The sequence below is a fragment of the Lunatimonas salinarum genome, from assembly GCF_017811155.1.
GTDB lineage: Bacteria > Bacteroidota > Bacteroidia > Cytophagales > Cyclobacteriaceae > Lunatimonas > Lunatimonas salinarum.
In genome coordinates, this window is sequence record NZ_JACVCV010000006.1 from 76,461 (window position 1) to 100,934 (window position 24,474).

18 protein-coding genes are annotated in these 24,474 nt (G+C 49.0%); 8 read left to right on the plus strand and 10 right to left on the minus strand.

Annotated elements, in window-relative coordinates:
• Positions 1-140 precede the first annotated feature (140 nt).
• From IAQ59_RS08815 to IAQ59_RS08835, 5 genes are all read right to left on the minus strand, one after another.
• A complete protein-coding gene (locus IAQ59_RS08815) occupies positions 141-698 on the minus strand; it encodes a hypothetical protein (protein ID WP_209330432.1) in 558 nt (185 codons plus the stop codon).
• 471 nt (positions 699-1,169) lie between these two features.
• Entirely contained in the window at positions 1,170-2,033 is an 864-nt protein-coding gene (locus tag IAQ59_RS08820) for a hypothetical protein (protein ID WP_209330433.1), read from the minus strand.
• 19 nt (positions 2,034-2,052) lie between these two features.
• Positions 2,053-2,670 (minus strand): hypothetical protein, encoded by a 618-nt coding sequence (locus tag IAQ59_RS08825; RefSeq protein WP_209330434.1) that lies wholly within the window; start codon positions 2,668-2,670, stop codon positions 2,053-2,055.
• A gap of 43 nt (positions 2,671-2,713) precedes the next feature.
• Positions 2,714-3,136: a hypothetical protein gene (locus IAQ59_RS08830; RefSeq protein ID WP_209330435.1), complete on the minus strand. Its 423-nt coding sequence runs from the start codon at positions 3,134-3,136 to the stop codon at positions 2,714-2,716.
• 3 nt (positions 3,137-3,139) lie between these two features.
• Positions 3,140-3,772, minus strand: a complete 633-nt coding sequence (locus IAQ59_RS08835) for a hypothetical protein (protein ID WP_209330436.1) — start codon at positions 3,770-3,772, stop codon at positions 3,140-3,142.
• Positions 3,773-4,211: 439 nt separating this feature from the next.
• Here IAQ59_RS08835 and IAQ59_RS08840 point away from each other — a divergent pair, with 439 nt between their 5' ends.
• The 5 genes from IAQ59_RS08840 to IAQ59_RS08860 all read left to right on the plus strand — a co-directional run bounded on the left by IAQ59_RS08840 (position 4,212) and on the right by IAQ59_RS08860 (position 11,032).
• Positions 4,212-7,367, plus strand: coding sequence for a PVC-type heme-binding CxxCH protein (locus IAQ59_RS08840; protein WP_209330437.1), 3,156 nt, complete (start codon positions 4,212-4,214; stop codon positions 7,365-7,367).
• Between the two features lie 7 nt (positions 7,368-7,374).
• Entirely contained in the window at positions 7,375-7,959 is a 585-nt protein-coding gene (locus IAQ59_RS08845; protein ID WP_209330438.1) for a plastocyanin/azurin family copper-binding protein, read from the plus strand.
• A 22-nt stretch (positions 7,960-7,981) separates the two neighbouring features.
• Entirely contained in the window at positions 7,982-8,743 is a 762-nt protein-coding gene (locus IAQ59_RS08850; RefSeq protein WP_209330439.1) for a ThuA domain-containing protein, read from the plus strand.
• A 32-nt stretch (positions 8,744-8,775) separates the two neighbouring features.
• Positions 8,776-9,894 (plus strand): Gfo/Idh/MocA family protein, encoded by a 1,119-nt coding sequence (locus IAQ59_RS08855; protein ID WP_209330440.1) that lies wholly within the window; start codon positions 8,776-8,778, stop codon positions 9,892-9,894.
• A 100-nt stretch (positions 9,895-9,994) separates the two neighbouring features.
• Positions 9,995-11,032, plus strand: a complete 1,038-nt coding sequence (locus IAQ59_RS08860) for a glycoside hydrolase family 43 protein (protein ID WP_209330441.1) — start codon at positions 9,995-9,997, stop codon at positions 11,030-11,032.
• A 15-nt stretch (positions 11,033-11,047) separates the two neighbouring features.
• On the opposite strand, the gene IAQ59_RS08865 is transcribed toward IAQ59_RS08860, so the two are convergent.
• The 5 genes from IAQ59_RS08865 to IAQ59_RS08885 form a co-directional block, all read right to left on the minus strand.
• Complete coding sequence (locus IAQ59_RS08865) at positions 11,048-12,082, minus strand: aldo/keto reductase (protein ID WP_209330442.1); 1,035 nt, start codon at positions 12,080-12,082, stop codon at positions 11,048-11,050.
• A gap of 12 nt (positions 12,083-12,094) precedes the next feature.
• Positions 12,095-13,942, minus strand: coding sequence for a TonB-dependent receptor (locus IAQ59_RS08870; RefSeq protein WP_209330443.1), 1,848 nt, complete (start codon positions 13,940-13,942; stop codon positions 12,095-12,097).
• The gene (locus tag IAQ59_RS08875) at positions 13,932-14,411 is read right to left on the minus strand and encodes a phosphoribosyltransferase (RefSeq protein ID WP_209330444.1); all 480 of its coding nucleotides are present in this window, start codon (positions 14,409-14,411) and stop codon (positions 13,932-13,934) included. The genes IAQ59_RS08870 and IAQ59_RS08875 overlap by 11 nt, the downstream gene beginning before the upstream one ends.
• Positions 14,408-14,929, minus strand: coding sequence for a hypothetical protein (locus IAQ59_RS08880; protein ID WP_209330445.1), 522 nt, complete (start codon positions 14,927-14,929; stop codon positions 14,408-14,410). The genes IAQ59_RS08875 and IAQ59_RS08880 overlap by 4 nt, the downstream gene beginning before the upstream one ends.
• A 197-nt stretch (positions 14,930-15,126) precedes the next feature.
• Positions 15,127-16,260: a sialidase family protein gene (locus IAQ59_RS08885; RefSeq protein ID WP_209330446.1), complete on the minus strand. Its 1,134-nt coding sequence runs from the start codon at positions 16,258-16,260 to the stop codon at positions 15,127-15,129.
• 1,392 nt (positions 16,261-17,652) lie between these two features.
• Here IAQ59_RS08885 and IAQ59_RS08890 point away from each other — a divergent pair.
• The 3 genes from IAQ59_RS08890 to IAQ59_RS08900 all read left to right on the plus strand — a co-directional run bounded on the left by IAQ59_RS08890 (position 17,653) and on the right by IAQ59_RS08900 (position 24,398).
• Positions 17,653-20,712, plus strand: coding sequence for a SusC/RagA family TonB-linked outer membrane protein (locus IAQ59_RS08890; RefSeq protein WP_209330447.1), 3,060 nt, complete (start codon positions 17,653-17,655; stop codon positions 20,710-20,712).
• 2 nt (positions 20,713-20,714) lie between these two features.
• Positions 20,715-22,316: a SusD/RagB family nutrient-binding outer membrane lipoprotein gene (locus IAQ59_RS08895; RefSeq protein WP_209330448.1), complete on the plus strand. Its 1,602-nt coding sequence runs from the start codon at positions 20,715-20,717 to the stop codon at positions 22,314-22,316.
• A 462-nt stretch (positions 22,317-22,778) separates the two neighbouring features.
• Positions 22,779-24,398 (plus strand): hypothetical protein, encoded by a 1,620-nt coding sequence (locus IAQ59_RS08900; RefSeq protein WP_209330449.1) that lies wholly within the window; start codon positions 22,779-22,781, stop codon positions 24,396-24,398.
• Positions 24,399-24,474 lie beyond the last annotated feature (76 nt).

The following is a 24,474-nucleotide window of genomic DNA, read 5'->3' on the forward strand; positions in this document are numbered from 1 at the left end:
TCCTTGTTTGTCGGCAGACCGTCCTATCAGCAGGCGGGCAATGCATTGCTAAGCGCCTTTAGTTAAGAGGATTGGATGTAAAGAGGACGAACGGTTTGAAGGACGCTTCATGCCGCCACTCGTTTTATTAAAATAGTGAACTAGTCTATCGCATGTATGCTCGTTAATTGAGCAACGGTTTTTCCTTTGGATTTGTCGCTGGTATACTTTTCCAATCCGTTTTGGATAAAAAAGTCCATCGATTCCCTGTCTTCTGCTACTTTGGCGTCATCAAATACCATAGGCTGTTTTTTTAAAATCATCCTATTGACCAATTTCATTCGTTTCGTATCAGCGGGATCGATGGGCAGTACTTTTACTGCGGCTTTTACGCCCCCTATGGTTGGCCTTACTTCAATAAAATAGGTTTTTCCGCCTTCCAGCGTGGCTTCGATGAAATCTCTGTTTTCCGAGGTTACCCAAAACAGGTGTTCCCCCGGTTCAACTTCGTATACGAAGTAATTGGGGCCTGAGAATTTTCCCAAATAGTGATTGCCATGAAAGTATTTGAAATTCACAAGAGCCCCTGTGCCGCTAACACGCATAAAGTAAACTTTGGCTTTGTCCGGGTTGGGATTATCGGTCTGCTGCGCATATACCGGAGATAGTGCGGTTAGAAGCCCTGATAAGAAAAGTAGGAGGAGTGTTGATTTTGACATTGGTCTGTTGTCGTGTTTAATGGGTGAAAACCGTGTGCTACGGAGGGCGGAGTGCAATACCGAAAAAAGCATGGACTTCTCTTTCGTAACGTCTAGGTTATGATAAATGTTTTGGTCTAAATTTTGGTGAAATATAGAGATTAATTTTGATTAAAAGATACACCAGGTGAAATAAAGTTGAAAATGAGAGGCTCGTTGTTGTTTTTGGAGAAAGCGGATTTTTCGGGTGAAAGTCAAACCAATGTTTTTCACAAAAGACCCTACTTCCCAAGGGACATTGGCGTGGATATATGGTGGGGTACCGGATGATTAGTGCATGGAGGTCGCAAGCTTTCGATTGCTCTGCTAGGCGTTTCTTCAATTAAATTTTTGCGCCATAAAAGCATAGACGGAGTCTATTTCAGAAGCGGTAAAAAAAATCCCAAAAGAGCGGGGGTTATGCTCTTTTGGGAATAATTTGCCCTTGGCAGGTTATTTTTTACGCAAATGGAGGCGATCTTTATTGTCAGATTTCCCTTTCTCCACCAAGTTGATGCGCTGATCGGACAGGTACTGTAATAGCCACTCATCATCCAAATAGCTCCCCAAAACCTGCGATGGGAAATCCAGGTCCAGTAAAACCGACTGACTGTCAAATCCCACGAGCCAAATTCCAGATACCAGCTCCTGACCGTCCAACTCGACCGTTACGCTACCCCAATCGCCAAATACCAATTGGGCATTATTAAATAGCAGGGTTTTATCCCGATTGCCATCCAAGAAGCTATCGATGCCGAAGTTGGATCCAGTCATTTTGGCGAATAGTGCCTCGGCATTTTCTTTTAGGGATTGGTAGGGAGGGGCAATGCTACGCTGTTCGGTTTCCCGTACGAGAACCAGTTTACCATCATATTCCTCATCATCGTATTCGAGGACGATTTCTGAGTCATCTCTGCGAACGATGTACCAGTCATCATCAAGTTCCTCCAAGATGGTGCCCTTTGGGAAATCCAAGTACAATTCATCTCGCGGAGAGTCTCTTTCAATGTACCATCGTCCGAATAGAGATTGCTCTCCCAATTTGGCCTCAATCCTCCCGGACTCCTCAAAAAAGAGTAGGATATTTTGGAAGTTTTTGGTGATATCAAATCCGTCTTCTATCATCAGGCTGACGCGCCAGGCTTCTCCAGTACTTGGGTTATTCGCTGTCAGGGTATCTGTAGGTTCAGGGGAGCTTGGATCTGTGGTGATCAAATTTTCCACCAAAGAAACTTCTGCCGGAACAGGATTCGTATCTTCCGTAAGGCTACATGATGACAACACGGCAATGAGTGGTATCAGGGCATAGTATTTCATTTTCAGTGCGATTTTTTGGTTAGAAAAGACGGAATTTCAATCCTATATATCCTGTCAGGCCAGAGATGTCCGATTGATCGAAGTTACGGTAATCCATGTTTCCTACGATTCGGTAACCTGCCCCCGCATTGAATGAGACTGCTCTGTGCAGGTTGACTTCTACCAGGGCTGATGGCTCTACTTGGAAGAAATTGGCTTCACCTAGACCAGCATCACCAATCTCATTGTCCATTTGTACTTCACCATAACCCAAGTATAAGGGGAAGGTCAAGTGCACTAATTTGGAAGCGTTCCAAGTATATTCTGCAAATCCTCCCACTGTCCAGTAATCCATGTAGACGTTTGGTGCCGTTTCACTCTGGGGCCTAATGTCATTGAGCGAGGTGCTGAAATAGGCACCCAGGGAGATTTGGTCCTTAATGGTGACACCGGTGCGCAGGTTGAAAAGTGCTGCATTTGCTCCATCCAGTTGGGTAAATCCGATCGAAGGAGCGATCAGAACCCTCAGGTCTTCCGTGTTGATAGGATCCTTTTTTTGGAACAATGTCTGGGGTTCGGTTGTGCTTTGTGCGGCCACCATAAATGTAGTAGTGACCGTCAGCAGAAATAGTGCGAAAGCTGCAAGGTGCTTTTTCATAATATGGATAGTTTATAAGTTGGTTTAGAAGCATTTTTAGGTATTAGAATCCGAAGACAAGGCGGTCTAGATCATCATCGTAGTCGTCTTCAAAAGTAATCCGGTCATTCGTTTCTCCACGAAAATACCAGTCGTCGGTAAATTCATTTAGCAGCGTATTGAAAGGAAAGGTCATAGCTAGTTCGGTTTCACCATCGTCTCGGAACACCCGGTAGGTTCCAGCGATTTCCATGCTTTCCCGGCTTGCTGTCACCGTGCCATCGGCGGCAAATCGGAACACAAATCCAGCATACCTGGAAGTTTTGTCCTCGTTGTCTTCAATAAATTGGATCACCCGTAGGCCGGAGGCGATGGTCACGCGATCGGTAAGGGAAGCGACGCTGGTATTGGTCGGGCCGGAGGTATTGTCATCCAAGTTACAGGAAGCTAGCCCGATAAGGAGCAGTATCGACGTTAGTTTTCTCATCGGTTAGGGTGTTTTTAGTTGGTTGAAGTTGAATACGCCCATCTTCAGGCCAATCTGAAAGGTTAGGGCATTGCCGGCATCTGGCACTCCCGGATAATCTTGAATTGATCCGGTCATCATTCGGTATCCCAATCCCGCATGAAGCCGCGCAAAGCGGTGCAAGTTTACCTCAATCTGTGCACCAGGTTCTACAAAGAGGGTTTTGGTCTCCTCGTAGTCAAAGTCTCTTCCTTCTTCATCTACCTCCAGCTCCATCATGCCAAAGGCAAGCGGGAAGGTCAGGTGGACCATTTTAGACGCTTGTAGGGTATATTCTATAAAGCCTCCTGCCTGGTATGAATCCATATGCGCCCGAGGAGGCAATATGTTTTCAAAGGAGGCTGGACGGATATCGTTGATCATTTGTCCGTAAAAGCCTCCGAAGCTGAGTTTGTCTCCGAATGTCACCCCTCCCCGAAAGAGAAAATATCCTGTATTTTCTCCTGCAATCTGGGTCATCTGGAAACCGGGGTCTACAAATACACCTAGGTTGGAGAAGGAGACCTTGCCGTTGAAGAGCGTCTCAGGAGCTTCCTGCGCGCTGAGGTTGGTCAGTGAAAGTCCGATAAATGCGAAGATCAATACGATGTTTTTCATCTGTTTATAATTTGTCTTTAAGCGGTCAGATGGAATCTCGCACGTATTACAATCGTTCCTCCGTGTGTCGCTTGCGTCGTGCTCGATTTCATGTGTATATAATTGGTTTGTTTTGCTCTCATTACGCTGCCGGTAAATCAAAGGGTTGCCTCGGTATGGAAAAAGTATTGAAAAAAACTCCCGGTGTTTATGCTGACTGTAACTAACGGGCAGAGGCAGGCTTGATAACAATCGCTGCTGAACCACTCCTCCCTACATGGTGACATAGGTAAAAAAGAAGTTGGTTCCATAGGGCATCTTAGTGTAGTTTACGGCTTAAGAGAAGGCTTCAGATGCAAAGCACGCATGGAGATTTGTATTTCGAAGAAAGAAAGCGCATCTTTAGGCTGATCGATTAGTCCTTAGATTAACAAACCCAAAATCCATCTTTTTCTAGCCCATGATAACCAAAAAGTACCCTGCCTTTCTTGATAGGCGGCCAAGAAACGGAGTTCTTATAGCCGCATGTTTATTGATTGCCGTTTTCTGCGCCTGTGCTGCTCCTGCCGGTTACGGATACCCACCGGAGGAGCCTGATACCACTCCCCGCCGGGCCGAGCTTCTGTTTCTAGGACATCCCAGTGAACATCACCATTCAGGGCTTTATGCTCCTTGGCTTGCCACGGCCTTATTCAGTCAGGGTGTCAACCTTACCTATACCGAGAGGGTGGAAGACCTGACACAGGAAAACCTGAACAAATACGACGCACTGCTGATCTATGCCAACCACGAGGTGCTCCCAAAGGCCCAAGAGGATGCGCTGAAGGCATTTTTGGCAAGCGGAAAAGGCCTTATCCCACTCCACTCCGCTACCGGATGCTTCAAAAATTCAGATTGGTACATTGAAACCATCGGAGGACAGTTTGCCTCTCACGGAGAGGGCGAATTTTCCGCCACCATCGTAAATCCATCCCACCCCGTAATGAAAGGCCTAAAACCGTTTGTTACCTGGGACGAAACTTATGTGCATCAGCGCATCAACCCGGACATGGAGCTACTCATGGTGAGGGAAGAGAACGGCAAAAAAGAACCATACACCTGGGTTCGTAAAATAGGTAAAGGCAGGGTGTTCTATACTGCCTTTGGGCATGACGAACGAACCTGGAAGCAACAGGGCTTTTTGGACCTAATGGCGAATGGCGTGAAGTGGGCAATGGGAGATGAAGTGATTGCGCTCGTAGATGCCTTGGATATTCCTCAGGTGTCCATATACGACGAGCCGATCTCTGACTTTACCAAACGATACGAGGTGCCCCGCATTCAGCCGGCCTTGGAACCCGAAGAATCTCAGAAGCTGATCCAAAAACCAGTAGACTTTGAAATTTCCCTTTTTGCCACCGAGCCAGATATCCTGAACCCCATAGCCTTGGCCTGGGATGAACGGGGCCGTCTTTGGGTGGTGGAATCGGTAGATTATCCCAACACTTTCAAAGAGACAGATGGTGCTGCTAACGACCGCATCAAAATCTGTGAGGACACTAACGGGGACGGGCGTGCCGACAAGTTTACCGTGTTTGCCGACGGCCTCAATATCCCCACCAGCATGGTTTTTGCCAATGGCGGGGTAGTCGTCTCCATGGCCCCTGATTTTGTTTTTCTGAAAGACACAGATGGGGACGATGTGGCGGATGTGCGTGAAGTAATCATGACCGGCTGGGGTAAAAACGATACCCATGCGGGACCTTCCAATCTTAAGTACGGTTTTGACAATAAAATCTGGGGAGTTACGGGCTATTCGGGCTTTAACGGTACCGTCAACGGTAAGCGTATGACGTTTCCTCAAGGGCTCTATCGTCTTAATCCGGATGGCTCAGACTTTGAATACCTGGCCAGTTCCAGTAACAATACTTGGGGACTTGGATTTACCGAAGATCATAATGTGTTTATCTCCACGGCCAATAATACCCATGCGGCTTACTATTCCATTCCCGCCAAATACCTTCAGCGAACGCTGCCGGCGCCGGGGGAAAACGACGTGAAGCCTCCTTTCCAGATTCAGCCCATACAAAAAATAGACGGCCATTACGACGCCCATGCCATGACGCCTAATTTACGACAAGTGGATGTGGTAGGTGGATATACTTCGGCTGCCGGTATCAATTTCTATACGGCCCGGGCCTTTCCCAAAGAATACTGGAACCGTGTGGCCTTTGTCAACGAGCCAACGATTCGATTGACCCACAATGCCATCATCGAGCCGCTAGGTGCCGGCTTTCAGGAAAAAGATGGCTGGAACCTGCTTGCGAGTTCCGATGAATGGTTTGGCCCAGTCCATGCAGAGGTAGGCCCTGATGGTGCGGTTTGGATTGCCGACTGGTACAATTTTATCATACAGCACAATGTATTTGTGGAGCGGCAGGCACCTTCCCGGATGGTATTGCCCTTTGAGGATCAACCGCATGGGCAGGGAAATGCCTTTCAAAGCGAACTTAGAGATACGAACCATGGACGAATCTATCGAGTGGTCTACAAGAATGCCGCGGACTACAAGCCGATGAGCCTTTCCAAGTCTGATACAAAAGGATTGGTGGCGGCACTTTCACATACCAATTTATTTTGGAGAATGACAGCCCAACGTCTGTTGGTCGAGTCTAAAAACAAGGCTGTAGCGCCTGAACTAATAGCTCTGGTGGGGGATCGAAATGTCGATGAAATTGGACTAAATGGAGCCGCATTACATGCCATTTGGACCCTTCACGGGTTAGGGATGCTTGACGGGAATAATGCCCAGGCCGTTGCGGCTGTTTCAGAAGCGCTAAAGCACCCCGCCCCGGGAGTTAGAAAGGCAGCCATGGCCGCGTTGCCGCGAACCCAAGCTACAGTTAATGCATTTGAAAACGCCGGTGTATTCCGCGATCCAGATCTGAATGTCCGTATGCATGCGTTCCTCGAGTTGGCCGATTTGCCATCAACACCTTCAGTGGGGCGATTGCTTCTACAAGCCGCACAGGACGATACCCACGCTCAAGACGACTGGTTGGTGCGTGCCCTATTTGCCGCAGCTTCCGCACACGGAACATCTTTTTCCGAAGCGGCAAAAGGGAAAGCTACCGGTGGATTGGCTGCCCGGCTGCTGGCTGGTGTAACGTCCGAACGGTACGAAATTGGAAGACGAAGCTATCTAAACCACTCACCCGCCGTATCCGGAAAGGAAATACGAGTGAGTGCTACAGTATCAGATCGTCGGGATGAAAAAATATCAGGGGTTATTCTAGCTCACGGAAACGGACAACATGGCTACGCACTTTATGTGCAGGACGGCACCTTGGTGTGGGAGATTTCTCAAAACGGCAAAAAGACAAAAGTCACATCAGGCAGTAAGCCCTTGCCCTCCAGTTTTGTGGTGAATGCTACACTGGACTCCAAAGGAAGGGCAGCACTGTACCTGGACGAACAGCTGCTCGGAGAATCAACCGGTTTACGTCTATTTAACCAAGATTTGCATCCAAGTGTCCGTTCTGGACGTGACCTAGGCGGTACGGACAATATCGGGCAATACGAAAAAGATTTCCCATTTGAAGGCAATATTCCACAATTGACACTTGAATTAAATTAACCTGTTTATGTATCTGATTTCATGGAAAGGCCTATTGGCATTAATGGTTTCCTCGATTTCCCTTGGTTGGACCGATATGGTCAGCAAGCGTTTTGGGTCCTCTACTCCTCCGGGAGAAGAGATTACATCATGTGCCGTCGAGTTCGCCACTATTCCGAACCGCTATGGGAGAATTCCGAAGAGCATCGATTTTCAGCCCCCTCAGCAGGACGCCACCACCATCTGGTTGGAGGTAGTTCCCGAACAGATGAAATTTGACCTGGATACCTTTGCGGTGAAGGCAGGAAAAAAAATCATCCTGGAGCTGGACAATCGGGATGGTATGCAACATAATCTACTGATCTTGAGGCCCAATAGCCTACAGAAAGTGGGTGAGGCAGCGGATGCCATGCTTCGGGATCCAAAGGCTTCGGAAAAGCATTACGTTCCCGAAATGCCGGAAGTATTGTTTGCGACCGAGATGTTGGCACCCAATGAAGTATATACCCTGAAATTCACGGCGCCATCCCAACCCGGCTACTATCCCTTTGTATGTACATTTCCAGGACATTGGCGGATGATGAACGGGATAATGGTGGTAGAAAAACCTTAATAAACCCTAAAACACGATAAAGATGAACATCATACCCATTGAAATAACCCCTCATTTGCGCTGGAATCGTTTGTTGATCCCCGGACTTATGTTTTTGCTGCTAGTATGGGGAGCGGTAGTTGCGCAGGTAAAGGCCGATCCTCCCAAAAAGGCCATTCGCGTCTTGATGGTTGGAGGAGGGGCCTCCCACGATTTTGACCGCTGGTACAAAGGCAGTGACGTTGCCACCCTGTCGGACAAAGACTTTGCCGATGTTACCTATACCGACAAAACAGATGAAGTGCTTTCTTACCTGGATAAGATCGACGTGCTTTACCTGACCAATAATCAGCCCTTTAAGGATGCAAAAACCCGGGAAGCCATCATGAAGTTTGCCGAAAGCGGCAAAGGACTGGTGCTGGGGCATGCCGCGCTCTGGTACAACTGGGCCGACTGGCCGGAATATAACCTAAAGCTCGTTAGTGGTGGATCCCGAGGGCACGATAAATATGGTCCATTTGACGTAACGGCGGTCAATAAAAAACATCCCGTAATGAAAGGCGTACCTGCCAAATTTACGCTAAAGGATGAACTGTATTACCACAAGGTAGACCCGAATGGGGCCGGAATAGAAATTTTGGCCACTGCCAAAAACGAAAAGCCGGAGGAATATCCTTCCGTATTTGTGGTAAAGCACCCCCATGCCCGCATTGTGGGTATTGCACTGGGCCACGATGGGGAATCTCATGATCTGAAAGCCTATCAGCAACTGCTAAAGAACGCAATCCGCTGGGCTGCAAAATAATCGAACGACAAACCAAAAATCAACAAGTTAACATGAGCGACAAAAAAATAACCGTAGTCATCGTAGGAATGGGTTTTGGAAAGGAATTTATCCCTATATACCAAAGCCACCCCAATATCAAGGAAGTGGGTATTTGTACGCGTAACCAACAGACGCTCGATGAGCTTGCCACCCGCTTTAACCTGAACAGAGATTTGTGCTTCACTGATTTTGAAGATGTGCCCAAGCGCGATGATGTGGATGCGATACACATTGTAACCCCCGTGCCGGAGCATGCGAAGATGACTTTGGCCTCCCTTAATGCGGATAAGCACACTGCCTGTACGATCCCGATGGCAATGACCGTGGAGGATTGTAAGGCCATTGTGGAGGCCAAGAAGCGCGTCAACAAGGTATATATGATGATGGAGACCGCCCTTTATACGCGGGAGTTTCTCTATGGCCTAAACTTGGCAGAAACAGGCAAGTTGGGCAAAATACAGTTTGTGCGCGGATCACATATTCAGGATATGAGTATGGAAGGCTGGGCAGAATACTGGAAGGGTTTCCCGCCCATGCTGAATGGTACCCATGCGATTTCTCCCCTGCTTAGGATCAACAACACCAAGGCAGAGACGGTAGTTTGCCACGGTTCCGGACGTCTTTCCGAGGATTTGGCCAAGCGTTATGGTTCTCCGTTTGCCGTAGAAACGGCCACATTTACCCTCAAGAATTCCGACGTAGTGGCAGAAGCTACCCGTTCGCTGTTTGATGTGGTGCGGCAGTACAGAGAGTCTTATGACGTGTACGGAACAAAGATGTCTTTCGAATGGGAGCAGCTTGCCGATGAACACCATGTGATATTCCCGGGAGGAGAAGATGCAGAGCGCATCGAGGTGCCTGATACGGACGAGCTGTTGATCGAACCGATCAAGCATTTTACCAAGCGCGAAAAGATTGATGATCCCAACCACGTGTCTTTCTTGCAGGGTGCAGGTCATGGAGGTTCTCATCCACACCTGGTGCAGGAGTTTGTGGCAGCGATTATAGAGGGAAGGGATTCCGCAGTGGATGCTGCCCTGGCGGCAAACTATACCTGCGCGGGAATCTGTGCCCATGAATCGGCCATGAATGGGGGTAAGCGCATCACCATTCCTGATTTTGAGGATTAATTTACCCTGCATTGGGTTTAATTTACGGGTATCGAACTTGGTACCCGTAGTTTTCGCCCTTCGTAGGGGCAAAAAAGGGAAGCGATAACCAACTCCTCATATGATACAGCTCAAAGTAAGGCAGCTCTCCAGTGTATTGTTAGTTACGTTATTAGCGGTGAATTTTTCGGGTTTTGCTCAACCAACGTTCTCCAACCCCATTAGAGATGGTGCAGACCCTTGGGTATTTCAGAAAGATGGGGAATACTACTATTGTGCCAGTCAGGGAGGTGGAATAGCCATTTCCAAGTCCAACAAGTTAACCGATCAGGGTGAGATGGTGCAGGTGTGGAAATCGCCGGACTCGGGCTGGAACAGTGCCAATATTTGGGCACCCGAAATTCATTTTATCGAGGGTCGCTGGTATATCTATTATGCAGCAGGAAGTAAGTCAGGCAGCCCATTTATCCATCAGCGCTCCGGCGTACTGCGATCAGTAGGAAGGGATGCCTTTGGTCCCTACGAAGACCTTGGCATGCTGTATACGGGCGATCATATAGGAGATTCAGCTTCCGTTGTTTGGGCTATTGACCTTACCCCTTGGCAACCCAAAGGCAGGATGTACGCCATTTGGTCGGGGTGGGAAGAAAACCGAGATACCGACAAAACCCAACAACACCTGTACATTGCGGAGATGAGCAATCCGTATACAATCTCCAGTAATCGGGTCAAAATCACCTCTCCCGTGGAGCCCTGGGAAACGGGCGGTCCACTGAACCTCATCGAAGGCCCCCAAATGCTGGAAAGAAACGGAAAGACCTTTATCGTTTATTCTACCCGGGAGTCCTGGCTGAAGGAATACCGGCTCGGACAACTGACCCTGCGGGAAGGAGCCGATCCAATGGTGCCGGAAAGCTGGTTGAAAAAAGGGCCAGTATTTATCGGAAACGACCTAGTCCTTGGTGCGGGGCATTGCAGCTTTGCCAAATCCCCTGATGGGACAGAAGACTGGATTTTGTATCACTCGAAGAAAACCGCGCAGCCGGGCTGGAATCGGGACGTCCGCCTCCAGCGGTTTGGCTGGCATGCTGACGGAAGCCCGGATTTTGGCACACCCATACCGGCAGGTGTAGCTATACCGGTTCCGTCGGGAGAATAGCGAAATACCTGTGCATTATACTTTATAATACTCTACGAGTCTTCCGTCAAAGCTGGCTACTTTTTCCACCAGTTGTTGCCTTTTGCCTTCATCCATCATGCGGAAATTTCGGGCTAGTTCTACTTTTTCCAATAGCATCGCTGCGTTATCCGCACCGGTGACCAATGTGCTGATGGGCATGGACCAAGAGAAATGCAAGGCCTCCTGAATAGACAACACGGCGGGGACGATTTTTGCGTTGTCGCCGTGGTTGAAATGGGAGGTACCGCCAAAAAAACCTCCATTAGCGAGGGTTTTCATGGCAACCGGAGCAATCTGTTTTTCGGAAAGAATTGGCAGCACATTGGTGATAAAACTCTTATAGTTTGGATCAAATGCATTGATGGGCATCTGACAGGCTTCCATCAGGTCGGTGACTTCCAGCATGCGTAGGTGGGCGTTGAAATCGGAATGCCCGGAGAAGCCAATGTGGCGAACTTTTCCTTCCTTTTTTGCTTTCACCAGGACATCCAGCACCCCGTTTTTCAGTCTGGCGTCTACGTCCGCCGGGCTGGTGACGGCATGGATGTAGTAAAGATCGAGGTAATCGGTATTCATCCGTTTCAGGGTTCCCTCCAGATGTGCCTGTGCGGTTTTTCCGTCTCGGGCTGTTGTCTTACTTTGGATAAAGGCAATGTCCCGGTATTTGGGTGTCAAAAAGCGCCCATATTTGCGTTCGCCTTCACCCGCTCCATAGGATTCCGCATTGTCGAAAAAGCGAACGCCTTCTTCCAGTGCTTTCTCTATGGTTTTTTCCGCTTCGGCGTCGCTCATCCGAGCGATGTGGGCACCGCCCAGCCCCAACATGGTGATGGATTTTCCGCTTCGTCCAAATTTTCGCAACGGAAGCAGTTCCCCGAAACGATCTACATTTCTGGCGGCTGTCGAATTGATTTCGGAACCACCAAGCCCGGAGGGGGTGGCTGTCAGTGGAAGCATCATGCCGGCTGTGAGACCTGCCAATGATTTGAGAAAGTCCCTCCGGTTGTTTTTGTTGTCTCGATTTTCCATAAGGCTTATTGTTTATATTTTTACTTGGATTCCGCTCATGATATTGATTCCCTGCATGGGGTATCCGCGTTCTACCTCGTAGCTGGTGTCTGTCAGGTTATTTCCCGCGAGGTATGCACTGATTTTTGGAGTAATGGCGTAGCCGATGCGAAGGTTTACCAGGGTATAGCTTGCGGTTGGGTATCCAGGTTCCGGACTGATGTTCATCCCTGCCAGGTATTGGATAGAAGGCAACAGGTGAAATTTTCCGGTCCGTACCGTTGCCTGTGAATTGAGGTGGTGTTCGGGCGCGAAAAGAACGTTTTCCGACGCATCTAGGAAGCAATAATTCAGGATCCACTCCACTCCTTCGGAGGGAGTGAAACGGATCTGGGATTCCAGTCCACGATTGGTAAAGCTCCCGATATTTCTACCCCTAGCGGGGGTTTCCATGGGATTCACCGCGATGAGGTTGTCGCCTTTTGCCAGAAAGAGATTGGCTTCCAGAAATAGTTTTTGCTCGATGAGTTCCTGCAGGATTCCGACTTCATGGTTCCACATTTCTTCCGGCCGTAGCGCATCGTTGGAGGCCGGAAACAGGAACAGATCCACCACAGAGGGGCTCCGGAAGGCTTTGGACGAGGATGCCTTCAGGGTACTGCCCTTGCCCGCTTCCCAGGAAAGTCCAACTCCCGGCAGCGTAGCATCTCCAAACTGCGAGTTGCGCACCTGTCGGAGTCCGGCATTTAGGTGCAGCTTGTCGCCAAAGGTTTGCTGAATGTGTGCATACACATCTGTTTCCTGCACCCAATGTTGTACACCCAATCCCACACGTGCAGGGGGAGGAAGTGTCTCGTTAAACGCAGTTCCTCCAAAGCGTTTGTAATCTAATCCCACGGTGATTACTTGGTCGGGCAAAAGGGTGATGTTTTGGAAAAAGGTAATGCCTTGGTTTTGGTCTTTGGATTCGTATCCGCTATCAAAGCGATGGTCTCCGAAATTGTGGTAAAGCAGTAGGGCGCCGGATACCGGACCGTGATTGGTTTTCAGAGAGGTAGCGATTCTGCCTCGTAGAAATTCCCTACGGTCGTGCTGTTGTGGTGCTGTGATCGTTCCCGGTTGAAAATAGGTTGCGTCCGAAAGCTGGACTTCCGAAGACCATTGATAGGTTTGGCTAAAGTCGTATCCGCTTTTTAGGTAAAAGGCGGTGTTTTCAAAGCTGTCTGCGGCATCCTCCCGAAATCCGGCAGTCTGATTTCTATTCACAGATGCGGTGCTGTGGAATTTTCCGGATCGGAATCCGGAGTGAAGGTTGGCGAGCAGCGTCCCGAATGAACCATAGGCCAGGTTACCGCTTCCCTGCCACCCGGGGGTATTCGATTTCCGGGTGATCAGGTTGATGGCTCCGCCCATGGCGTTAGATCCGTAGAGCAAGGACGCGGCTCCACGCTGCACTTCCACCCGTTCGATATCGGAGGTGGCGTACGAGTCCCCAATGGGGTGGGTGAAGATGCCCATGTATTGTGGTTGCCCATCGATAAGCACCAATACCCGGTTATTGGGAGAACCACTGATGCCCCGAATGCTGATATTTCCTCCGGAGTTTGGCCCCACTCCGAACCCGGTCGTTCCCCGGTCATTCAAAAAAAATCCCGGCACTCGGTGTACCAGCACCGGGAGTATATTGATTTGTCCGGATTGCTCTAATGTGGCGCGATCTATGACGGTGACGACAGCCGCTACCTTTCTTTTGGGCATCTCGACGCGGGTTCCGGTTACAACTACTGGATCCAGGTCTACCTGTAGGCTGTCCTTTTCCTGTGCAGAGATCCATCCCGGCAATAAAAGAAGAATGAATAGCAGTAGCGTGTTAACCTTCATGGGGCAGGATGTTTTGAGAGGCATGCCAGGGCCAGGTCACGCAGGTGTTCAAGTGGGGTAAGAGCACATGGTCTGCCTTTCCTTTCAGAACCAAGGTAATGACATGATAATCCGGTAGTGCCTGCCTTACTTTATCCAGCGTCTTGCCGGTCACGCTGACATCATCCACCAATAAGATGGTAGCATGGGAGGAAAGAGGAGGTAGTTGAAGTGAAGAAAGGAACTCCGGAGCTTCCCGCTGGGGTTGATTGCGCTCGTTTCGGTAATTAACCTGTATAGACCGGAAAGGTAAACCCAACTCGTGCGCGATGAGTATGGCAGGAAACGTTCCCCCGCGTGCTATGCCCAATATCAGGTCAGCCTTCGGAAAAGGATAGGACCGTATGGCCGCGCTGATGGTGGACAAATCTACCAAAGGCTTAGCGGCTATAGGTGAATCGACTATGGACTCCGGTCTGGAATGGTTCATCTCTGCCTCGGGGCGAATTTTGCCAGCGCTATATTAATAAAAAAAAGGATGAGTATTCCGGGTGCCCCATTCTGAAGGGAATTGGTAAAGAACTCCCAAGGCGTAGCCGGAAGGATGGGCCACAGGATCAGCAGGGTGGAGGAAAGAATTTTAGCTCCTAAGTAGCTAAGAGGCCCTGCCGCCCAACGCACCCCCGTATTCATCCATAGGGCTGCGACTCCCGTGAACAACAAAACTTCGAGGGTCAGCATGCCCATGATGCCGGATTGGGGACTACCGGTCAATAAAAAATTCACCAACGGAGCCAGTACGGTAATGGCAATCGCAGTTCGCCAGCCGCTAAGCCAAAGAGCGACGAGCGGTATGTAAAACATGGGCAGTAAATAGGCACCAATCGGTATGCCCTGATACGGAGGTATGAAATGGATAAGTATGGGGAAAACAACAGCAGCGGCCAACCAGCCTGTGGTTGTTTTTAACGTGCTGATCCTTTGGGCGCGGGTCAGAGATGCTTGCATGAGATTTTAGGTTTTGTAAGAGCCTCAAGGTACGCAATTTAAGGCGTATAGTCAACCCTTTTGCCCGGTGTCCGTTTTTGCGAAGGCGGAGCGGTCAGCGAAGTGGAGATTTAACACCGCTTTTGAAAGGACGCGGATGCGCATAATCAGAAAAAAAAACAGGTAAACGGGATAAATGGGCGTCACAGGCCACCCTGTCAGGGCAAGGGTGGTTCCCAAATACTGGCACCGATATAACGCTCGGGACCACTGTTGTGATCGTTAAAATAATAGAGAATAACCAGCTTGCCGTCCGGTCTTTGCACAACCCTGGGGTAGCCCATGTCCCGGCTCGCGCCATCCGATCGGATCACGTAGTCTGAAGACCAACTTTTGCCGCCATCATTACTTAGCCGTGCCATGATAGAGTAAGGTTCGGCCCGATATCCATAAATCAGGCATAGCCTGCCATCCTGAAGCCGTACCAAGGCAGGTGGATTCCCGATGCCACAGTCTTCGACGGGGTCGGCTTCCTGTTGCCAGGTTTTTCCTTTGTCCAAAGACCGATAGGCTCCAATAAAACGCCTGTCAGCCTCCCTCCGCCGCACCGCAACGTACAGTTCCTGATCACTGAGTTTTACGCTAGCAGGCATAATAGCAAAACCCTCGGGCTCATCCCCGAGGAAAGACAATAAGCGCCAGGTCAGGCCCCCATCATCGGTGTGAAGTGCCACGGGCCGGCCTTCTCTACCGTCTTCTTTGGCGGCAGTTACAAATAGCAGGGCTTCCCGGCTATTGTACACCTGATAGTCTGTGCGGGCGGCGATGCCCGGAGTTCCGAAATTGGGCAACAGGTGCGGTCCTCTCCAAGTCTGCCCCCGGTCATAAGAGTACCAAAACCGGGACTGACCGGCGTGGATATTGTCGGTGCGCACGGTGAATGCCAAATCCGGATGCAGGAAATCGATGGGATCCTGTAGTTGGATAGGCTCTTCCGGAGTCACGTCTGTGCGGAGTTGTCCATGAAATACCCCATTGTTTGGGAGCAATAGACTGCCCTTTTTTCCGGGATCTTCGACGGTCCAGGATATCCCGCCGTTTTTGCTTCTGGCCAGCAGGTGTCGCTCTGTTTTGTTTCTTGCGAGGTGGTGGCGTTCTTCGCCTAGATCCTCGTAGTCCCCTTGAGCAAAGCCCACGAGGATTTCGTTTTCCCAGATCCACACCCCCCAGTTGGCAGGCCATCCACCAAACTTTCCTTGTTCATGATACACTTTCACATGTGCCGGGTTTTCCTGAGCAGAGAGGGGGAAAACGGCAAGAGCCGAAAAAAGAATGGGAAGGAGGGATCGCATAGTGTGTCTGGTTACTTACCACATATACGCTTTAAGGTGTGAAATGGACTAAAGGGGCCTGGTCTTAAAACTTTGTTTGGGACGTCAGGATTGGGGCGGTAATAAATCAATGGCATGGTTGAGGCTTAAAGTATGGTTGCGATTGGGGCTTAGAACACTGTTGAATCGCCCCGTTGTGTTATGGCATTGATTTTTGGATTAGTTGCTTTTTAGTTGGCATGTAAATTGAGGTTTAAATATTACTGTATAGCATTTATGGTCATTGGTAGTAATAAGGGCGCAAAGCGCTTTATCTGCACTTTCTTCCTTCTCCTATTCTTTGTGAGGGGTAGTTTTTCGATCTATTATACTGAATACCGGACCGGATATCGCAGTGACGAGCCTGACAAAATTACTTTGTCAGGTACCTCACTGTCAGCTAGAGCCCACATCCCTTTCCCATCATTTTCAGATAATACCGCTAAGGTTCCCGGTGTCCAATTTCTCGATTGGGGTGTTCCACTTTTGCCAAGAGTCACCCATGTTCAGTTTTTACTGAGCTCATCTATTTCCCTTCTTTTGGAGCAGCGGGAGGCTGTTTTTCCTTTTTTCGGTATTCGCGAGTTAAAGTTTCCCACCCATTATTTTTGGTAATACTTCTTTTAACCGATAGAACGGTACGCAGCCATTTGCTGCTTTACTTTATAAGTAATTTTGATTTACCTAGCTGATAGGGTCGCACAAGCCTCTGTCAGCTCAAAACGAATTATACATGTTTACCATTGATCATATGTCATTGGCGAGGCTGTTTTAAGTAAAAAGTGGGAGCGATTATTGAATGAAGCAATCCGTTAAGCCGATGATTTACTGCGGCGAATAATGTCTTCCTCGGTCAACTACCCGTTCTCAGATTGGCTTAAATGGGGCTTTTTGAGTTTTAGAAGATCGTGGATAGCGGGGGTAGGGGAGAATGATTTTTCTCTCTTGCTCTTTTTTTTTTGGCTGAATAAATCGCTGTCTTTAATGAAACGTGAAGTTTCTGTGATGCGTATTTTATTAAAGTAAATCGTGGTATTCGGAAACATCCTTCGTTAGTTGTAAGAAACACTAAAATTTATTCGATGTATTTTTGGCTTTCTTTTTTTGTATATTTTTAATAATTTGGATTAGAATAAATAAATTTTTTTATTTTCACACTTTGAATTCCTGTTCAAGCTAGGTAATTTTGATTTTAGTAATACAAGATTTATCTAATGAATGCTATTATAGGGTAAAATTATTTTTGATGATTTTAATTTTGGTTAAAAAGATAGTGTTTCGTTATTATCAAATAATTCAAAATTTCCTTTGTTTGATAGCTGCTGATTTGGATAGTATTTATTGTGTTCGTAATGTTAACTTAAACGATTAGTGATGAAGAAAAAATTATCAATCCTTCTGGGAATGGCCCTTACACTGATGATGTGTATGGAAGGTTACTCCCAAAGTCGGACATTGACGGGTACCGTCGTTAGTGAGTCTGACAATATGCCTATTCCAGGCGTAATGGTATTCGAAAAGGGTACGCAGTCAGGAACTACCACGGATATGGATGGAAAGTATTCCATCAATGTAAACGAAAGTACGGTCATAGTGTTTTCGTACATTGGCTTTGCGGATCAAGAGTTTACCGTTGGTAACCGCAGCCAGTTGGATGTTTCGCTTGTTGAGGAAGCAAGTGAATTAGGTGAGGTAGTGGTTACTGCCCTAGGTTTGACCAAAGAAAAGCGCAAGCTGGGTTATGCCATTACTACGGTCAATAGCGATGTGATGGACAAAGCCCGTGAGCCAAACGTGGCTAATTCCCTGGTTGGCCAAGTAGCTGGATTAGTAGTCAAAGGTACCAACGGTGGCCCGCAAGGTTCATCTAACATCGTGCTTCGGGGCTTGCCCAGTATCTCAGGTACGGGATCTCCGTTATTTGTGATCAATGGTATCCCGATGGATAATACACAGCGTGGTGCCGCTGGCCAATGGGGTGGTTCGGACAACGGTGACGGTATCGGTAACCTGAGTCCTGACGATATTGAGTCGATGACGGTATTGAAGGGTCAGGCGGCCTCTGCCTTGTATGGCGCAAGGGCTTCCAATGGGGTGATTTTGATCACAACGAAAGGAGCTAAGAAGGGCCAAGATTGGTCGCTTACCTATAACTTGAATGTGATGGCCGACCGGCCGATGGATTTCACGAACTTCCAGAATGAATTCGGCCAAGGTAGAGGTGGGCAGCGACCACAGACGGTTGCTGATGCGACTACTACCGGTAGATTTGCTTGGGGCGAACGTATGGGCGGTTCGGTAATCGGCTACGACGGCAATCAGTATCCCTATCAACCATCAAGCGAAAACTACTTGGATTTTTACAATGTAGGCACGAACGTCACTAACACGGTAGCTGTTTCAAAAGGAATAGGTCAGGATGGATCATTTAGGATGTCTGTTTCCAATGTGGCGTCCAACTCGATTGTGCCGAACAGTGGAAATGACCGACTGAGTATTAACCTGAATGTAGATCAAAACATCACGGATAAATTTAATATCTCTGCGATGATCAACTACATTGACCAGCGAACCACCAATGCACCACGTCTCAGTGATGGACCTCAAAATCCAAACAATTTCCTGTTTTTGGCGCCAAACATTGCTCCCAGCATCTTTGCGCCAGGGTATGATGCGTCCGGAAATGAAATTGTGTTCAGCGACGATATCTTCGTTACCAACCCGTATTTTGTTGCCAATAGGGGTATAAATGACTTGGGTAGAAAGCGTAATATTTCCGCTTTATCCGCCACCTATAATTTTACGCCTAAAATCTATACCATGCTTCGGGTAGGTAGTGACGTTTCAAATGACGACTTCTTTGCCGTTGAGCCCACCGGATTGGCATATGCGCCTGACTTGAAAGGTAATCTAAATGGGAGAGGACTCTCTACCCGCTCGGAACTGAACGTGGATGCGCTTTTTGGTGCGGATGTGCAGCTGCATGATAATGTTGGATTGGATGCATTGGTAGGAGGGACATTCCGCAATAACCGGTTTGAATCTGTAGGTGTGGGAGGTCAGCGATTTGTGATCCCCGGTTTGTATTCACCGTTTAACGTGGAGGTATTTAACCGGTCCTACGGATATAACGAGCGGGAGGTACTATCCGGGTTCTATTCCATGGCATTTGAGTACAAGGACTTTCTGACCTTGACCACTACGGGTCGTTACGATGTGTATAGTACCCTTCCTGTGGATAACAACAGCATTTTCTCACCATCGGTGACCGGTGCGTTTTTGTTTGATAAATTCCTGAATATCCCAGCGCTGGACTTTGGTAAATTCAGGACTTCCTATGCTGTGACTAGTGGCGAGCCTTTCGCAGCCTATCAGACGCAGTTTTATTACAGTTCAGCAAACTCCATCAGCGGAGTGGCGGCGGGCTCCTCTCCGCTAGGACTGCCTAACCTGTTTCTAAAGCCATTTACTACCGACGAAGTGGAACTTGGAGTGGATCTGAGCTTTTTCAATAACCGACTTACCTTTGATGTTGCCTATTTCTCCAAAACCACACGAGATGAAATCATGAACGCCAGCTACAGCATTGCGTCCGGATTCAGTTCGGCGGTTGTCGCTACGGGATCCGTCAATAACAGGGGGCTGGAGTTGTTTGTGTCAGGTACGCCTATTCAGACGCCGGCATTTACATGGAGAACTTCATTGAACTTCACCAATGTGAGAAACGAGGTGCTCAGCACCAACCTTGCCAACACCCCCATCAATTTGGGCCAAAACAGGGCGACACTGGGGAATGCCGTAACGGCTTATGTCCCCGGATTGCCTGGTCCGCAGATCAGGGCATTTGACTATCAGTATGATGCCAGTGGCAATATCATGGTAGATGAAGCAGGCCTGCCGTTAAGAGGAGAACTGAAGAACTGGGGTTCAGTCTTGCCGACCCATTACGGTGGATTGAATAACGAATTTAACTACAAGGGTGTGTCATTCTCCTTCTTGGTAGACTACAACTTCGGCAACAAAGTCCTTTCGGCAACCGAGTTTTATTCTCATTTCCGAGGGCTACACCAGAATACGCTCGTGGGACGAGAAGGAGGGGTAACTACCAACGGGGTGACAGCGCCTGCTGAAAATTACTACCAAGCCCTGGTACAAAATGTTACCAAAACAAGTGTGGTTGACGGGGATTTCATCAAATTACGTCAGCTAACCCTAGGCTATACCTTTCCAGATGAATGGTTCAATAATGTTCCGGTGTTTAAGGGACTTACCGCGTCCATCGTTGGGCGTAACCTCGCAATTTTGTGGAGAAAAGCCGAAAACATTGATCCGGAGGCAACCTTTGGTTCCAATATCAATTTCCTAGGAATTGAAGGTACCTCACTGCCTCCCGTTCAGTCAATCGGATTCAATCTAAACTTCAAAGTGAATTAAAGATGAAAAAGTATATAGGTCTATTTATAGTAAGTTTTGTATTGTTTGCCACTTCGTGTGACGAGCGATTTCAAGAAGTAAATACCGATCCCAACAGGCCCGGTCCCGACGTGTTTGATCCAAACCTGTTGTTGCCGACGGCATCTTATGGTTACGGTAACCTGACCACTGGGTATACAGGTGCCATCCTCTTTCAGAGCATGTGGATACAGGCATTGGCCTCTACCTCTACCGGTGGAGCAAACTATTATTCGAACGGTGACAAGTATGTGATCTCTGGGAGTACCGTTTCCTATATCCAAAACGCCTGGATTACTGGCTTTGAAACGGCCTCTAGGATCAACCAACTACAGCGCTTGGCACAAGAGAGGAACCTGACCAATTTAAATGCGGTAGGAGGGATATTCAAGGTGAACACCTTGTCATTCCTTGCCGATATCTATGGTGATATTCCTTTCTCCGAAGCATTGAGAGCCGAGGAAGGAATCATGCAGCCCGGTTATGATAGTCAAGAAGAAGCCTATATCGGCATGCTAAATTTGTTGGCTGAGTCCGTGGATGCCCTTAGTCCTTCCGGAGACGCGATCTTAAATGATATCATCTACGATGGCGACATTGAAAAATGGCGACGATTTGGAAATTCCCTTATGTTAAAAATGGCGCTCCGTTTGGTAAATGTCGATCCGACGCTGGCACAAACCTGGGCCCAGAGGGCGATTTCGGGGGGTGTTTTCAGTTCTCCCGATGACGATGCGCTGGTTCCTTCGGACGAAGCAAATGGCTATTCGAATACAAGTGCAAACGCCCTGAATGTACCTGATGATATCTACGAAGTTCGCTGGTCTGAAAAGATGATCGATTTCTTGCAGTCGAGCAATGATCCCCGCCTAGCTGTAGTGGCAGAAGTACCACCTGCAGGATTGGCAGCCAACCGTAATGGTGTGGTAGTAGGAAACAACGATCCAGCCGTTCAGATTGGTTTGCCCAACGGGTTCGACTTGGCGGGCGGTGATTTTGATATCACTACGCACCCTGACTTTCCCGGAGCGACGGGTTCAGGTGGCGATGTAGCGCTAATAGGCGCATATTCCCGCCCCACTGGAATTTACCGTGATCGTAACGCACCGGTTTTTGTGTTGACCTACGCGGAGGTGCAGTTGCTGCTCGCAGATGCCGCGGCGCGGGGTTTGATCTCCGGATCAGCGGCGGATTATTACAGAAATGGCGTAGAAGCTGCGATGATCTCTCTGGGTAAGTTCGGAGGAGCTACCATTTCAGCCTCTGCTGCAGCCAGTTATGCTGCCGCCAATCCGCTGGATGTGAGCACGACAGAGGCCTCGCTGCAGATGATCAATGAGCAGATTTGGGCTACCACCAGCATGTTTGCCAACTTTGTGGAGGCATGGAACAACTGGAAGCGGTCCGGATATCCCGAGTTGACTCCGGTGAATTTTCCCGGTAACTTTGCTTCCGGGCAGATTCCACGTCGTCAGCCCTTTCCGGCAAGTGAAACAGGTGTAAACGAAGAAGCCCGTGACAATGCTATCGCGCGCATGGGTGGAGACACCTGGTTGACCAGAATCTGGTGGGACGGCGGTAATTGATGGATTGCTCTGTCTGAAAAATAGTTTAAAAAAAGGAGGTTCCGGATTAGTTCGGAGCCTCTTTTTTTGCCGTGCTGCCAATGCTAGCAGAGGGAATTGGTGGTAGTATTTCGCAAATCATCAGTTGATCTACGGCGAAAATTCCCCGATTAGCGAAATGGATCGATGGGTTGGTGAAGTGTTTAATACAGATTTCTGAAGGGTTGGTTACCATTTCTACTGCATGCAGGTTGCTTGGGACAAGGGGTTGGTGGGAAACCAATAGAGCATTGGCCTCCTTTATGGATCTACTGCTGCCGATATTCCTAAAGGGAAAATGCAGGCAGGCAGTAGAAGTATTTGAAGACATTTCCCCTGGCCACACCATCATTTTTCAATTAATCATAGGCTTTTTGAAGCGCTTCGTGTATTTTTCTATACTAAATGTAGCGAGTTAACCTACGCAAACCCAATTTGACACCTATGTTTACCGATACGATTTATTTTCGCAGCTTTCTCTATATTATTTTCACAGGTGTGATGCTTTTGGCTTCGCTTCCGGAGCTTTCTGCCCAGGGGGAACAGTCCTCACCGTTACAGGTAGGGTGGGCAAGTTCCGATATCACACCGGAGCGGCCGGTGTTGATCGTTGGTCAGTTTTACGCACGGGTGTCCGAAGGCGTGATGGATCTGTTAACGGCAACAGCCCTCGCGCTGGAATCTTCTACGGCGGGACAGACCACTCGGGTGATCTGGATTAGCTGCGACCTGATTGCCATTGGCGACGGTATGCGGGGGCAGGGCAGTCTTCGGGAAGCAGTGAGACAACGTGTGGTACAGCGATTGCCCGAGCTGGCACCCGAACAGATTATCCTAAACGGTACCCACACGCATGCGGCACCTTTGGTTTCCACGGAAATGGACGTGGAGGAGCTTTACGGGGTAAGTCTGAACGCCATGGCGCCGGGAGCCGAGGCGATGCCACCGGCTGCCTACCTGGCCTTTGCAGCGGATCGAATCGCGGACGCAGCGGTAGAGGCCTGGCAGTCCCGGCGCCCCGGAGGGATGAGCTTTGGGCTGTCCCATGCGGTGGTGGGGGGCAACCGACTTCAGGCACTTAAATCCGGTAGGTCGCAGATGTATGGGAACACGAACAGTCCCGACTTTTCGCATATAGAGGGCCACGAAGATCACAGTCTCAACCTCATGTTTTTCTGGAGCGAAGACAGTCAGCTAACCGGCATGATAGTCAACCTGGCCGTACCATCTCAAGTCAGTGAACACTCGTATGAGCTTTCTGCGGATTTTTGGCACGAGACCCGAGCTGAATTGAGGGATAGATTTGGGGCGGATCTCTATGTGCTGCCCCAGGTCAGTGCCGCGGCAGATCAGTCCCCGCATATCATGATTGGGCAGCGGGCGGAATCCCGCATGCAGGAGCTGTTGGGCTTTGCCCCCGAGCAAACAGGCAGGGGCAGTATGGGCCACCGCAGGCAGATAGCCCTGCGTATCGCAGACGGAGTAGCTGCTATCTTTCCCCTTATGCAGGAAGTCATTTCTTGGAATCCCCGCCTGGGACATTCCATGGAAGAATTGCCGCTTTCCCGGCGCTTGCTGTCGGAGGCAGATGTGGCCGAAGCACTACAGGATGCAGAAACCTGGGGGCAGCGGTTTATTCAAATGAAGGACGATTTAGAGAGCGAGCCTGCGCGCATGCAGAATACCCGCTGGTACCGGGAGATTACGGCTGCCCATACGCATATGAAGCGGGGTAAGGCAGTGGCCGAACGGTTTGAACAGGAAAAGATGGATCCCACCTTACCCATCGAGGTGCAGGTGCTTCGTATCGGTGACGCTGTTTTTGCCACCAATCCCTTCGAACTTTACCTCGACTATGGCATGCAGATGAAAGCGCGAAGTTCAGCCGTACAGACCTTTGTCGTACAGCTCGCGGGATCCGGCACTTACCTGCCCACCCGTAGGTCAATCTCAGGTGGGGCCTATGGAGCCATCCCCGCCAGTACACTGATTGGGCCGGAGGGAGGTGACGAACTGGTAGCGGGTACCCTTCGGATGATCGGTTCCCTCTTTTCCGAACCATGAATGCAGAAGAAGTTTGTTGCTACAGTCCTTCCACAGGTTATCCGTTACCGTTTAGGTTATTTTCTTTTCGATCCCA